Below are 12,891 nucleotides of genomic sequence, written 5' to 3' on the forward strand. Positions count from 1 at the left end.
GGAGCTGCTTAGGATGCAAAATATTAAAGGAACTTATGATTACTTCGGCCGGGAACAAGCCATCCGCCAGAAGGTACGGACTACGCTGCAGGAGCTGTTCGAGCTGTACGGCTTCGAGCCGATGGAGACGACCCTGCTGAATGAGCTGGAGCTGCTGACCTCCAAATACGCCGGAGGCGATGAGATTCTGCGCGAAATGTACAAGCTGGCCGATCAGGGCGGGCGCAGGCTGGGGCTGCGGTACGATCTGACGATTCCTTTTGCCAAGGTGATTGCCTTAAATCCGGGGATTGAATTCCCCTACCGGCGGTATGAGATCGGCAAGGTGTTCCGGGATGGTCCGGTCAAAAAAGGCCGACTGCGCGAATTCCTGCAATGTGACGCCGATGTCGTCGGCATTGCCGGACCGCAGGCGGAAGCAGAGCTGATGCAGCTCGTCGCAGAGGTGTTCCGCAGACTGGAAATTCCAGTGATGCTGAAGTGGAACAACCGCCGCTTCCTCGGCGAGATTCTGGGTGCAGTCGGTGTTCCGCAGCAGGAGCAGCTCTCCGTGATGCTGACCCTCGACAAGCTGGCCAAGATCGGCAGCGCCGGGGTGCTGGCTGAGCTGACGGACAAACAGCTAACCGCTCAGACGGTTACGCTAATCTCGGAGCTGCTTGAGCTGGCGAACCCGGGATTCGCGGAACTGGTGGAGCGGCATAAGCTGGAAGGGCAGCCCGGCACGCTCGAAGTGCTTGCCTTGCAGCAGCTGATTGATGCAGTTGGACTTGCGGATGTGTGCGTCTTCGATCCTTTTCTGTCACGCGGGCTGTCGTTCTACACGGGAACGGTCTATGAAATCTTCGATGCCACAGGCAGTTATACGTCCAGTCTGGGCGGTGGAGGCAGATATGATGCGATCATCGGCAAGCTTGTGGGGCGTGATGATATAGAATATCCTACCGTGGGGATCTCCTTCGGAATGGAGTCGATCATGGCCCTACTGGACGAGCGCCCGGCAGAACCGGCAGACCGCTCCGGCGTTCTGGTCGTTCCTGTAGGCGGGTATATGCCGCAGGCTCTCATCGCTGCAGCTAGCCTGCGGTCCGCCGGCATCCGCACCACCGTAGACAGCGGCTTGCGCAGGCTCAAAAAAACGCTGGCCGCAGCTTCAGCCAAAGGCATCCGCTACGTGATCATGGTCGGAGAGAGCGAAGCCGCAGTGCAGAAGCTGCGGCTGAAGGATATGGAGCTGGGGAGCGAGGAACTGGTTACAGCGGCGGAGGCGGTTCAGTTGATTTCGATGGGCTGAATTCTATCGAACAGAAACCTGGAGTCCGCCAGATACTCTCTAAGATAGGCCAGTGCATACGTCTGCTCCTCCCTCAAGCTGGGGAGTTCGTCTGGATTAGAGATGTGGTGGCTGTAGTTCCCGATCATGATCATAATGAAGAAGCATTCCAGCTTCCGTTCGTAATCCGGCTCCAGCGCACGGACGCTGCTATAGCCCCCGATCAGGCTCCTGCGCTGCTCCGGGGACAGCTCCAGCAGAGCAGCTGCCAGATCATAGAGGTAGAAGCCGTAGCCGCAGCGGCCGAAATCGATGGCACGCGGCTTGCCTGCAGCGAACACCACATTCCCGCCGTGCAAATCACCGTGAATCAGACCATAGTTACCGGGGTCCGGCGCCATAGCATTGAGTTCACCCGGGATCTTCACGGCAGCCGCCTGATAAAGCTTCCACCAAGCTTCCGGGACCATAAGTTCATGGTGCTTCTCCAGCTTGTCCCACTCCTTACGAAAGCTGTCTGCTCCCCATACCGGACGGGTGAACTCTCCAGAGGGAACAAACTGTTTGCCCGCCTCATGTATCCCGGCCAGCATAACGCCTACAGCGTAGAGCTGCTCATCCAGCAGATTGCCCTCTGAATGCTCCCCTTCGACCCAGCGCATGAGGGTAACATAGTTAAGTGGCTGTGCTTCACCGCCAGCTTCACTTCTAGTCTCCAGAATATAACTGCCGCTTGAATCGGGCAGCCCTTCAGGAACAATCAGGTCTGCTGTCTGACTGAGATGTCTGAGCCATTCCAGCTCCGACAGAATCTCCTCCCGGCTGCACCGTCCGCCATGAATCCGCAGCAGCAGCTTCTGCTTGTTTTCCGTCTCTATCTTGAACGTGATACTATCGGATTCCTTTATATATTCAATTTTTGTCCAAACTAATTCGTATGCCTTGAGCGCCCGGAATACTATATTTCTTGTTGCTGTTTCTATTGTCATCTGCCTGTCTCCTCCTATGAATGTCTACATTCATTATAGGGTCGGCGGAGGCGGCGGACATAGATAATAGACAGGTATAACCTGACTTTTGCACAAAAAGAAAAGGCTGCTCCAAGAGTCATGACACGACTTCTTGGGACAGCCTTCTTTGTTAAGTGTGGATCAGCTTGAGTGCCAGGCGTGGGCGCTTGTCTATGAACGCTGCGATTGTATTTCATACACTAGATTTCTGCATTTATGCTCCAAAATTCCGCCTGTGCAAAATTCTACTGTACAGAGTGCAGCAGATGCTATTTTTCGAGGGGTTTTAGAGGAATCTAGTGTACATAATGCAATCGAAGCCAGCTCTCGGGGTGAACATCATAGGCCTTAAGGTTGCGCGCCCTAAGACCTCTATCCTCTCTGCTTGCTTCCATACACAATCTTCTTGATGCTGTCGCCCGACAGGCAGAATTGCTCCGCCAGCTCGGTTACGCTTAGTCCGCTGGCATAATGCTCACGAATGGACTGGTTCCGGGCGCTTAAGTAGGATCTGCCGCCTGAATTCTCCCCCCACCGCTTGCGCTGTCCCTGGGGCTTAGGGATATAGAGCATCCCGCCCTGCATATATTTTTGAACCTCCTGCAGCAGCTGCTGTGGTAATACCAGGTCTGCATTTACATATTTCATATAGCTCCGCTCCTCTTAAGTTATTCAACTTATCAAGGCAGCAAAGTCTATAGCACAGAACCTTATCCGGCCAAACGTTGCAGCGGAGAATAGCTATCCGCTCTACACAATAACCGCTGTCTGTTGATCCATAGACTTTGCGTAGAGCTGAGCATTAATCTTGTCATGATGCGTCCTCCTTCCAGTATCTAACATAGCTTATATTGACTATAGCATACCAGTCTCCGGTCTTTCAAAAAAAAGGGACCCCGCCAGCGTCCGGCGGGGCCAAAAGTTATATTAAAGGGGGGTATGTGAGTACTATACCCCCTCAAGCTTAAAAACAGATGAAGCCCAGATAAAGATCTGCTGAAACGAATTTTAGATTTTGAATTTCTCAACCAGCTGCTGCATTTCCTTAGCACTCTGCGTATTCTCGTCGGCCATTGTGGCTTCATGGAAGGTCTTCTCCACAATATCCGCCGTCTTCTCGGCGATATCCTGCACCCCGATGGCTCCCTCGTTCACGGTAGCCGCCACCTCATTGACAGCGATGGCGATGCTGGAGACGGTCTCGTTCAGGTGATCGGCCGCCGCCTCGAACTGGTTCATCAGCCCGTTAATCGTGGAAGCATCATCATTGTACTGCTGGCTGACCTCGGTCAGGCGCTCATAATCGCCCAGCACATTGCGGTCAATGAAGCTCAGCACGGCCTCGGAATGCCGGGTCATCTGCTCCACGGAGGCATACACATTCCGCACAACCTCTTGAATGCCTGAGGCCGTCTCGGAGGACTTCTCTGCCAGCTTGCGGATCTCCCCGGCCACCACAGCGAAGCCCCGGCCCGCCTCACCTGCCCGCGCGGCTTCAATCGCTGCATTCAGGGCCAGAAGGTTGGTCTGGCTTGTAATAGAGAGAATCGTATCGGCCAATACGTTGATCTCATGGATCGCTTCTGACTGCTCAATGGCCTGCTGCATCTCACTACGGACGGAGCTGTAGATCTGCTTCGCGTTCTCTGTGGACGTCACTGCATCATGCTGAAGCTCCAGGGCCCGCTGCGTAATTTGGCCCGATACCCCGGAGCCTTCTTTTACCTTAGCGCTGATCACTCTGACATTACTCAGGGTCTCGTGAATGGCCGCCGTCATCTCCTCGGTAGAAGCCGCCGTCTCCTCCATCCCTGCGGACAGCTCTTCTGCCGTGGCTGAATTATCATGCGCATTCTCTCTGACCTCGTTCGACAGCTTCTCCAGCGTCTCGGCATTATCCAGCACCTTGGAGGAGATTGCAATCAGACTGCCCGCCATCTCACGCAGCGCCGCACGGGTACGGAACATAGCCTTGGCGATAGTTCCTGTCTCGTCTTTATTTTTAGTCAAATATTCATATTGATTATCATACTTGAGATCCAGCTCTGCCGTGCGGTTCACCAGCTCCGTGAGCTTGATGATCGGCGAGGAGATACGGGTAGCCACTGTAGTCCCAATCAGCAGGGTGAGCAGCAGGCTTCCCAGGCCGAGCAGCATAATGAAGTTCGTCATCTCGTTCACCGGCTGCAGCACCTCGTCCACATCTCCGCTCAGCACCAAGGTCCATTTCGTCTCCGGGAGCACGGTGTAGGCCGCTTTTTTCTTGGCCCCATTGAAGGTATATTCCACAATGCCATCCGCAACGCTCTCCCCCGCCTTCACCCGCTCGACCACGGCTTTGATGGATTCGTTCTCCACCAGTGAACCTATCTTCTTCTCGTTGGGATGATACAGCGTATTCCCCGTTTCATCCACCAAGTAAGCATAAGAGGAAGGCGCACCCGCCACCTTGGCATCTGCCAGATAAGTCACCAGACTGTCCGCCCTGACTGCCGAAGCGACGAATCCGACCATCTTCTCCCCACTCATCACCGGATGGACAAAAGCCAGAATATAGGCCCCTGTTGACTTAGACTTCAGCGTCTCGCTGATTACAGGCATCCCGGTCTTCAAGACATTCTTCGTATAATTTCTATCGCTGAAGTTGGCGCCGACCAGCTTGGTATCGCTGTCCGCTACCGCCGTTCCCTTCAGATCAACCACAAACATATGCTCCAGGTTGCCTGCATCCTTCACCAGACCCTGAAGCTTCACATTCACTTGACTCTGCAGGGGATTCCCGCCGCTCAAGCCGTTATTACCAGCCTGGGTCAGAAGCTGCACAATCTCGCTGTCCCCGGCAACCAGCTGCATACTCCGCTTCTCTTTATCAATCATGGCGGCAATGGTCTGCGCTTTGTTGGTGTTAGCCTGCTCCATGGAGGATTCGGTCAGATTCATGATGGTGCCCGTGGATTTAGTGTACGTAAAAATCCCCATTAATGCTGTAGAAATAAGTGTAACGACAATCATCATAACCGATAGCTTCATACGAATCTTCATGATTTCTACTTCCTTCCACCCTTTTCTTATCCTCTAGCTTCTAATCAGCCAAATAGCTTACTTTATTACAATTATTATCGGATTTCCCTCGAAAATAATGAATATTCCTTGTAGCATTTTCAGTAATATTATCACTTTTTGTCGAATGACAGCATGAAAATTACATTTCATTCCAAACACTACAAAACCCGCCCTCCGGTACCGCCGCAGACTACGGCATAAACAGGAAAAGCGGGTTCATATACACACATTCTATTTAGTAAGAGATCTGCGAATGTCGGATGAAGCTGGAGCGACGAGCCCGTCAGCCAGCAGATCAGCCTGCTGCCGCCGTCTCACCCTGCTGCGGATGAACATGCCGGTACAGGCAGCCAGAATCTGCTGGAACAGCATACCGGAGATCACAGGCAGCGCCACGGCTGGCGGGAAGTAGCTAACAGCCAATACTGCGCCTGCACTGAGATTACGCATGCCGGAGTTGAACTGCACGGCCACGGAGCTCTCATGGTCATAATGGAGGCGGCGCGAGACGAATGCTCCAATAACATAGCCGAGCGCAACCGTAACGAAGGTAACCGCGATAATTAGAACGAGCTTGCCGTCCGGATGCTTCAGGTACCGGGCAATGCTGGCACCGTTGATTGACACCACCGTGAACAAGCCCACCTTGACGAACGGGGCCAGCGGTGGCCCGCAGGCAGCACTGATCTTGCCTTTGCTGAATTGATTCAGCAGCATTCCCGCTACGGAGGGGAGCACCACCATCCAGAGCAGGCCCCGCATCATCTCACCGGCGTCCATCTGTACGCTTGCCCCCATCAGGACATATAAGGTAGCCGGTACAATCAATGGCGATAACAGCGTATCAATCAGGATCAGAGCCAGCGTAAGTGCAATATTCCCGCCATGCATGGATACCCAGACTACACTGACCACCCCGGTTGGAATCGCGAACAGCAGCACATACCCTGTAACCGTATAAGGATCGCCCGGGAAGAACAGCATCGCGGCCAGCCAGCCGATCAGCGGCATTACAACGTGCAGGATAACCAGCAGAATAATCAGCTTCTGCGGCTTGACCAGCACGGCTAGCAGATCCCGGAAATTCGATTTCAAACTGCCGATCAGCGTCATACCGGCGAAGATCCAAGGCACCAGCCACGTTAAAGGAAGCAGGGACACCTCATTAAGCACGCCAACTACGATGGCTGCGGGTGTTAGCAGCGGCATGATCCGCTCCAGCACACGGTTGGATGATATTAATCCGCGTCTTACTGCACCAAGCATGGTTCTCATCCCTCCATGTTAACTATGCCATCATACACCGCTGCACTGACTCTCTCTGCTGCCAGATCCGGTAAATGAGCTATACTCCTTGCGGGAACAAAGCGTCCAGCGCCGGGCAAGGCCGTTTCTCCAGATAGTCCGACAGCGGTGCCGGCATGTTGCTGTACAAGTCCTTCAGTGACGTTCCGTTATAGATATTGCCGATAATGACCGGGTGGCACAGCTCGGAGATCAGAATGTCGCCGTTGCCGTGCAGATGAAGCTGCTTCATCCCTTCAATGCAATGCGGGAAATAGACGCCCGGCTGCTCCTCGAAGCCCATTGCGTCCATGAACCGGTCCATACAGGTGAAGTAGAGGGTGGTATCCGCCGGCTTCCGCGCAATCAGCTCATTGACGGCATTCTTCAGCTGTTCCCGGGCGGCAATCGCCTTCCAGCCGGTATGTCCCATGATAATACTATTCTGGATTTCATGCGTTCTTACGCCCATAGAGTAGACATGCTCGCTGATTTCCTGCATATGGTCCTGCGTCTCATTGAACAGCAGCGTCTCCAGGACGACATTCACATTTGTTTTGGCGAACATGGTGATGTTCTCTCTAATTTTGTGGTAGATACTCGGATGAATATTATAATACCGCGAGAAGCCCTCAGCCGTGGTGAAATTAAAAGAAATATGAATCGTCGTCAGACCTGCGTCCACCAGTTGTCCGATCCGCTGCTCATTCAGCAGACTGCCGTTCGAGTTGAGTTGGGTCTGAATGCCCCTGGAGGTACAGTAGGCGACAATCTCCACGCAATCCTGAAACTTCAGTGTAACCTCTCCGCCTGACAGGCGCACACGCTTCAGATTAGGCAGCTCCTCCAGAATGCGGATGACCTCCTTACCGTCAAGGGTCTGGCCGTCATTTCTATTGTAAGCGCAGCAGTAATCACAGCGGAAATTGCAGTTCGAGGTCACGCCGACTTCCAGCCCTTCCAGCTCATACGTCATCGGCTTATCCAGTTCCAGTGCTTTATATTTTGTACTCATATTCTATAGTCCTCCTTGGATGTGCAAACATTCGCAATAAGTTAACTATAGAATTATACAGGTAAGCCCGCGAGGTTAATGTGACATTTGATATTTGCAAAAAGACTGCCGCATGGGTTAAGGCTCACCATACGGCAGTCTTCATTAATAGATGTACCTATTACAGCTCGATAGCTTCTCCCATCCGGCTCAGCACCGGCTGGCCGATGATCCCCAGACGCCAGATCGCAATTCCCTTAAGGCCGTAACGCTTAGCCAGGCCGATCTTGGCATTGACGGAGGCTTCGTTCTCACTGTAGACCGATATCCCGAGAATCAGCTTCTCCTTGCTGACCTGCTTCAAGGCCAGGCGGATGCTCTCATCGACCTTATTCATCGGCTCCGGCCCAGTCTCCCCTTCATAGGCGTAAGCCATGATAACCAGATCGTCCGCAAGTGTCCCCAGCGTCTTATAATCATACCCCTTGTAGGAGCTGTTCAGCGGATGCAGAATGACGGTCAGCTTGAGGCTGGCGGCGCGGGCGGCTGTGGAGAGATTTTTGACAAAAGCGTTATATTGACTCTGCACCAGGGCCTTATCCCCCGTCAGCCCCAGTCCTTCAAGATCCAGTCCGATGCCCTTAAATCCCTTCTGCGAGGCCAAATCGACAATACTGGCAATCGTCTGCTGCTGAAGCTGCGGGTCCTCTAGATTCTTGCTCAGCTCAAGTGTTGAGTCACTGGAATAGACCATCAGGTAGGGAGCGGTCCCTCCCGCCGCCGCATTCTGCACAATCGACTCCGGCGTAACCTCGCCTGCCGCCTCCGGCCACCAGAAATCCTTGCCTGTGGTGGTGAACTGGCCGTCCTTGTCAATCCGCGCCCAGCCAAAAGCAACCGCATCAAAGCTTGGAATAAGCGAGACCTCACTGTACGCCTTCTGTGCGTAGAAGCCTAAGGTATACATGTCCCGCTTCGGGGAGGTGATGGACACGGTCTTGGACGCCTGATCCCAGGAGGCTGCCGCCCCGAACTGCTGGCTGAAGAATTTGAGCGGCAGCATCGTCGTTCCGCGGATATCCTGCGGCGCTACTTCCAGCTTCACTACCGCCCCGTTCACGACGGCATTTTTGCTGCCGAGCGTCAGGACGACTACAGTTGGAGCGGCACCAGCTGCGGCCTTCCGGGTGGCAGTGATTTTGCGGGCCTTCTGATCCCATTCCACCTGAATGCCCAGGGCTTCAGAGATGGCGCGGAAGGGCACCATGGTCGTTCCGTTCATCATCACCGGCTCTACCGGGAACGGCAACGGATAACCGTCCAGCATGATACTGACACCCGCAGGTGCAGCATGGACCGCACTTGCCGGAAGTACCGAGAGGCTGCCGAGTGAGATCGCTGCGCATAATACTATTTTGGCCAAATGCTTCATATAAGTAAGTTCCCCATCCTCTTAGATAGATTGTGAATCTCTCAACCTTACATCCCCTACTATTCTAGCAAACTAGATAAATATAGCAAATGAAGAGATTGTAACCATTGCAGATTCACCCGTCCGGGGTTCTCCTTACACCTACATGAACACGCCCAAAAAGACACCAACAGCCCGTTCAGCATCCACCTCTACAGCCACTTCGATGAATTCTCCTTCTTTGGGCTGTGCCCGCAAGTCTGCTACGACCATACCGGAGGTGAACGCCCCCTGATGCTCTACACGGACCTTCATCCGGCGGCAGGTTACCAGATCCGGCTGCAAGGCAGCCATCAGGGCCAGCGGATCATGCAGCGGAGCGCTGTTAATGAGATAGTTCGCCTCGCGGTAAAATTTAAAATAATACGCCAGCGACTCTTCCATAAAGTCAATGACCGCCTTATTCTCTTCCCGTCCATGCCGCCTCAGCAGCTCCACATGCTCTGAAGTGATCCGCGTCTGAAGTGTCACATCCAGCCCGATCATCATTACAGGCAGTCCTGAAGTGAATACACGGTCAGCCGCTTCCGGGTCGCCCCACAGATTGGCCTCGGCTACCGGCGTAACGTTGCCCGGCTTAAAGACCGTACCGCCCATAACTACTACCTTCTTCAGCTTGGAGGTCAGCTGCGGGTCCAGATCCAGGGCCAGCGACAGGTTCGTCAGCCGTCCGAGCGTCACCAGGACCAGTTCTCCCGGATTCGAATCTGCCATCCGCACGATGAACTCTGCCGCCGTCTCTTGCACCGGCACCTGCCGGGAGGGTGGCAGCTGAACGCCGCCAATGCCATTCTCCCCGTGAACATGGGTGGAGAAGCCGGTTAGCTCACGCACCAGCGCCCGGGAAGCTCCCAGCGCTACCGGGATTTCATAGCCCGGAGCCGCAAGCTCAAGCAGCCGCAGCGTATTCTCCGCCGCCTGCTGCACATCAATGTTGCCGAACACCGTTGTAATCCCCTCGACCACTACCCCCGGTGCCCGGAGCGCATACAATATGGCCAGTGCATCGTCTATTCCTGTGTCACAATCGATGATGATTCTAGTTGTGCTGTTACTCATCTCTATTTCTCCACTCCCTATATTAACTTTGCTCTCTAGGCTTAGTCGCACTGCTCATCTTAACATGGGGTTACCTGCGGCTCAATATGGTTTGCACACAAGCAGAAACGGCTACGCCATCCTTAAGAGGACGGTATCCGTTTCAGCGAGAAATAGAAGGATAATGTATCGTGTGAAACATATAAATTCTTATATTTAAATAAAGAATCCGCCAGCCTCATCAGGCGACGGATTCTTCATTACATATTATCGGGTTACATAAGCGGCCGCCGCCCCAGTGAACCGCTCCAGCGCTTCAACCAGCACGGAACGCGGGCAGGCCAGATTGATCCGCAGATGGCCTTGGCCTTCCAGTCCGAAGACCGAACCTTCGTTAAATGCCACCTTAGCCTCACGGTACATCAGCTGCTTGAGCCCGTCTGCATCGAGTCCGAGGGCCCGGCAGTCGGTCCACAGCAGATAGGTGGCTTCCAGCTGCATCGGCTTCACCTGCGGAAGATGCCCGGCCAGATAGGAGATGGCGTAGTGAGCGTTGCCGTTAATGTGCAGGATCAGCTCATCCAGCCATTCTTCCCCTTCGTTATATGCCGCTTCCACAGCCTCTGGCGAGAAGAATGCCGACATGTGCAGGCTAAGCGTCTTAATTTTATAATCGAACTTCTGTTTCAGCTCCGGGCTGGAGGTGACGATATATGAGGTCTGCAGACCCGGCAGATTGAAGGTCTTGGTAGCCGCCAGTGTGGTCAGCGTAATGTCAGACAGCTCCGGGGACAAGGAAGCGAACGGAATATGCTTGTGTCCGGGCATGATCATGTCGCAATGAATCTCATCCGAGATCACCGTTACCCCATACCGCAGGCATAGCTCGCCGAGACGCAACAGTTCCTCCCGTTCCCATACTCTGCCGCCCGGATTATGCGGGTTACACAGCAGCAGCAGCTTCGCGCCACCCGCCATCAGCTCTTCCAGCTGGGCGTAGTCCATGACATAACGGCCTGCTTCCAGCTTCAGCGGATTCACCGCCACCTTGCGGTCATTCATCCGGATCACATCATAGAAAGGATAGTAGACCGGCGATTGCACAATCACCTGATTCCCCGGCTGGCTGAACAGCTCCACAGACAGGCTGAGTGAGGTTACAATCCCCGGAGAATCAGAGATCCACTCCTCCTGAATCTCCCAGTCATGGCGTCTGCGGTACCAGCCGGCAATTGCCGCTTTGTAAGAGTCGCCCGACACACTGTAGCCGTATATTCCTGACTGTACGCGGCGCAGAATCGCTTCCTGTACCGCAGGAGGGCTTGCAAAGTCCATATCGGCCACCCATAGCGGAAGAATCTCCTTGTCTCCGAACAGCTTCTCGGACTGGTCCCATTTGTAGGAACGGGTATTGCGGCGGTCAATGATACGGTTAAAATCATACTTCAACTAAAATCACCCATCCTTTCTGCTTGTCCGTACATTGTACCATGGGCAGAGACATCCGGCATCCTGATTCCATCCGCCAGCCTGCTTCAGCTTCCCTTGCGCAGCCGCTCCAGAGACTGGCCCAGCCGGACCTCCTCCAGCGGCTTCAGCACATAATCCACAATGTCCTGGTCGAAGGCCCACAGGGCATGCTGCTTCGTCTCTGTGACCACTACAATCTGAATATCCGGCAGCCTTTTCTTCACCAGCTCGGCTACAACGACTCCTTGGTGGCCGGGCAGCTGAAGATCCAGAAACAGCACATCGGGCTGCAGCAAGACAATCCGGTCCACAACATTCTCGGGATAAGCAGACATGCCGATCACATTTACCTTGCCTGTATGCTGAAGCATCGATGACAGCTTATAGAGATCCTTCTGATTCACATCCAGCAAATAGGCTTTAATCACCCGGGTTCCTCCTCCTTCCATAGGGATGCATTACGATTATCAAGCAGCTTGTACATTCTTGTTTGTAAAAAAATTGCTGTCCCCGCGTTTGCCAAGAAACGCTTAAGGACAGCCATAGTCGGTATTATATTGCAGCCTCAAGTGTAAGCTGCTTCTGGTAATGCTTTTAGTTGAAGGAAGCTGGCAGCAGGCTGCGCAGATCCTCCATATTCACAATCAAATGAATGTTATTCATTGTCCGCAGGGAACCGGAGATGATACCCGCCAGCTCGCCGTGCGTATCCAGCAGAGGCCCCCCGGACATTCCGCTTGCCACCTGGGCCGAGGTTAGAATTCGGCTTCTGCCGTTAATGTCGGCTGCCGGAGTGTTGACGATCCCCTCCGTGATGATCGCTGTATTCTTAAGCGGATACCCGAGGGCATACACCGCTTCACCATGTCTCAGCTTCTCCCCCCGCAACGGCAGATAAGCATAGGCATTATCCTTTTGCTTCATCGCGGCAGGACTTGGCAGTTCAAGGATGGCCACATCCTTCAGCTCGTCGGACTTGATGACTTTAATCGGACTGATCACCGTGCCATCCGCCATGACTCCTTCAATGCGCTGTGCGTTTTTGACCACATGATACGCCGTTGCTGCGGTACCGGCCGGAGTCAGGATGATTCCTGTTCCGGTGGAGCTTGCAGTACCGTCGCTTTTCAGCACACGCAGATAAAAGATCGCCTTACTCGCTATTCCATAGCTTTGTTCAGCGCTAAACGCCTCAGGTGTATCTGCACTGGTGGTGTCTGAATAGAAGAGTATCGCCGAGATCAATGAGAGGACCAGGCTTACGGCAAGCAGCTTTGTTTTCATCCGC

At 53.8% G+C, this 12,891-nt stretch carries 11 protein-coding genes; 1 reads left to right on the forward strand and 10 read right to left on the reverse strand.

Annotated features, from left to right (window positions below):
* Positions 1–13: 13 nt before the first annotated feature.
* Positions 14–1,294: a histidine--tRNA ligase gene (locus C162_RS33450; RefSeq protein ID WP_036702315.1), complete on the forward strand. Its 1,281-nt coding sequence runs from the start codon at positions 14–16 to the stop codon at positions 1,292–1,294.
* On the opposite strand, the gene C162_RS33455 is transcribed toward C162_RS33450, so the two are convergent.
* The 10 genes from C162_RS33455 to C162_RS33500 form a co-directional block, all read right to left on the reverse strand.
* Positions 1,273–2,262, reverse strand: coding sequence for a phosphotransferase enzyme family protein (locus tag C162_RS33455; RefSeq protein WP_051494124.1), 990 nt, complete (start codon positions 2,260–2,262; stop codon positions 1,273–1,275). The genes C162_RS33450 and C162_RS33455 overlap by 22 nt on opposite strands.
* A gap of 393 nt (positions 2,263–2,655) precedes the next feature.
* Positions 2,656–2,931 carry a CD3324 family protein gene (locus tag C162_RS33460; protein ID WP_036702318.1) on the reverse strand — a complete coding sequence of 92 codons (276 nt, stop codon included), beginning with the start codon at positions 2,929–2,931 and terminating at the stop codon, positions 2,656–2,658.
* A 360-nt stretch (positions 2,932–3,291) separates the two neighbouring features.
* Positions 3,292–5,325, reverse strand: a complete 2,034-nt coding sequence (locus C162_RS33465; protein WP_036702320.1) for a methyl-accepting chemotaxis protein — start codon at positions 5,323–5,325, stop codon at positions 3,292–3,294.
* Between the two features lie 252 nt (positions 5,326–5,577).
* The gene (locus C162_RS33470) at positions 5,578–6,612 is read right to left on the reverse strand and encodes a bile acid:sodium symporter family protein (protein WP_051494125.1); all 1,035 of its coding nucleotides are present in this window, start codon (positions 6,610–6,612) and stop codon (positions 5,578–5,580) included.
* 79 nt (positions 6,613–6,691) lie between these two features.
* Positions 6,692–7,645, reverse strand: coding sequence for a radical SAM protein (locus C162_RS33475; RefSeq protein ID WP_036702321.1), 954 nt, complete (start codon positions 7,643–7,645; stop codon positions 6,692–6,694).
* 160 nt (positions 7,646–7,805) lie between these two features.
* The gene (locus C162_RS33480; RefSeq protein ID WP_036702323.1) at positions 7,806–9,056 is read right to left on the reverse strand and encodes a stalk domain-containing protein; all 1,251 of its coding nucleotides are present in this window, start codon (positions 9,054–9,056) and stop codon (positions 7,806–7,808) included.
* Between the two features lie 141 nt (positions 9,057–9,197).
* Positions 9,198–10,154: a nucleoside hydrolase gene (locus C162_RS33485; protein WP_036702324.1), complete on the reverse strand. Its 957-nt coding sequence runs from the start codon at positions 10,152–10,154 to the stop codon at positions 9,198–9,200.
* Between the two features lie 246 nt (positions 10,155–10,400).
* The gene (locus C162_RS33490; protein ID WP_036702326.1) at positions 10,401–11,582 is read right to left on the reverse strand and encodes a MalY/PatB family protein; all 1,182 of its coding nucleotides are present in this window, start codon (positions 11,580–11,582) and stop codon (positions 10,401–10,403) included.
* Between the two features lie 86 nt (positions 11,583–11,668).
* Positions 11,669–12,031, reverse strand: coding sequence for a LytR/AlgR family response regulator transcription factor (locus C162_RS33495; RefSeq protein WP_036702328.1), 363 nt, complete (start codon positions 12,029–12,031; stop codon positions 11,669–11,671).
* A gap of 166 nt (positions 12,032–12,197) precedes the next feature.
* A complete protein-coding gene (locus C162_RS33500) occupies positions 12,198–12,887 on the reverse strand; it encodes a S1 family peptidase (RefSeq protein ID WP_036702329.1) in 690 nt (229 codons plus the stop codon).
* Positions 12,888–12,891 lie beyond the last annotated feature (4 nt).

The organism is Paenibacillus sp. FSL R7-269 (assembly GCF_000517865.1).
GTDB lineage: Bacteria > Bacillota > Bacilli > Paenibacillales > Paenibacillaceae > Paenibacillus_AQ.

Excerpts from the sequence above, each read along its gene's own strand:
- C162_RS33450 (WP_036702315.1), top strand. The coding sequence starts at position 14 with ATGCAAAATATTAAAGGAACTTATGATTACTTCGGCCGGGAACAAGCC.
- C162_RS33455 (WP_051494124.1), bottom strand. The coding sequence starts at position 2,262 with ATGACAATAGAAACAGCAACAAGAAATATAGTATTCCGGGCGCTCAAG.
- C162_RS33460 (WP_036702318.1), bottom strand. The coding sequence starts at position 2,931 with ATGAAATATGTAAATGCAGACCTGGTATTACCACAGCAGCTGCTGCAG.
- C162_RS33465 (WP_036702320.1), bottom strand. The coding sequence starts at position 5,325 with ATGAAGATTCGTATGAAGCTATCGGTTATGATGATTGTCGTTACACTT.
- C162_RS33470 (WP_051494125.1), bottom strand. The coding sequence starts at position 6,612 with ATGCTTGGTGCAGTAAGACGCGGATTAATATCATCCAACCGTGTGCTG.
- C162_RS33475 (WP_036702321.1), bottom strand. The coding sequence starts at position 7,645 with ATGAGTACAAAATATAAAGCACTGGAACTGGATAAGCCGATGACGTAT.
- C162_RS33480 (WP_036702323.1), bottom strand. The coding sequence starts at position 9,056 with ATGAAGCATTTGGCCAAAATAGTATTATGCGCAGCGATCTCACTCGGC.
- C162_RS33485 (WP_036702324.1), bottom strand. The coding sequence starts at position 10,154 with ATGAGTAACAGCACAACTAGAATCATCATCGATTGTGACACAGGAATA.
- C162_RS33500 (WP_036702329.1), bottom strand. The coding sequence starts at position 12,887 with ATGAAAACAAAGCTGCTTGCCGTAAGCCTGGTCCTCTCATTGATCTCG.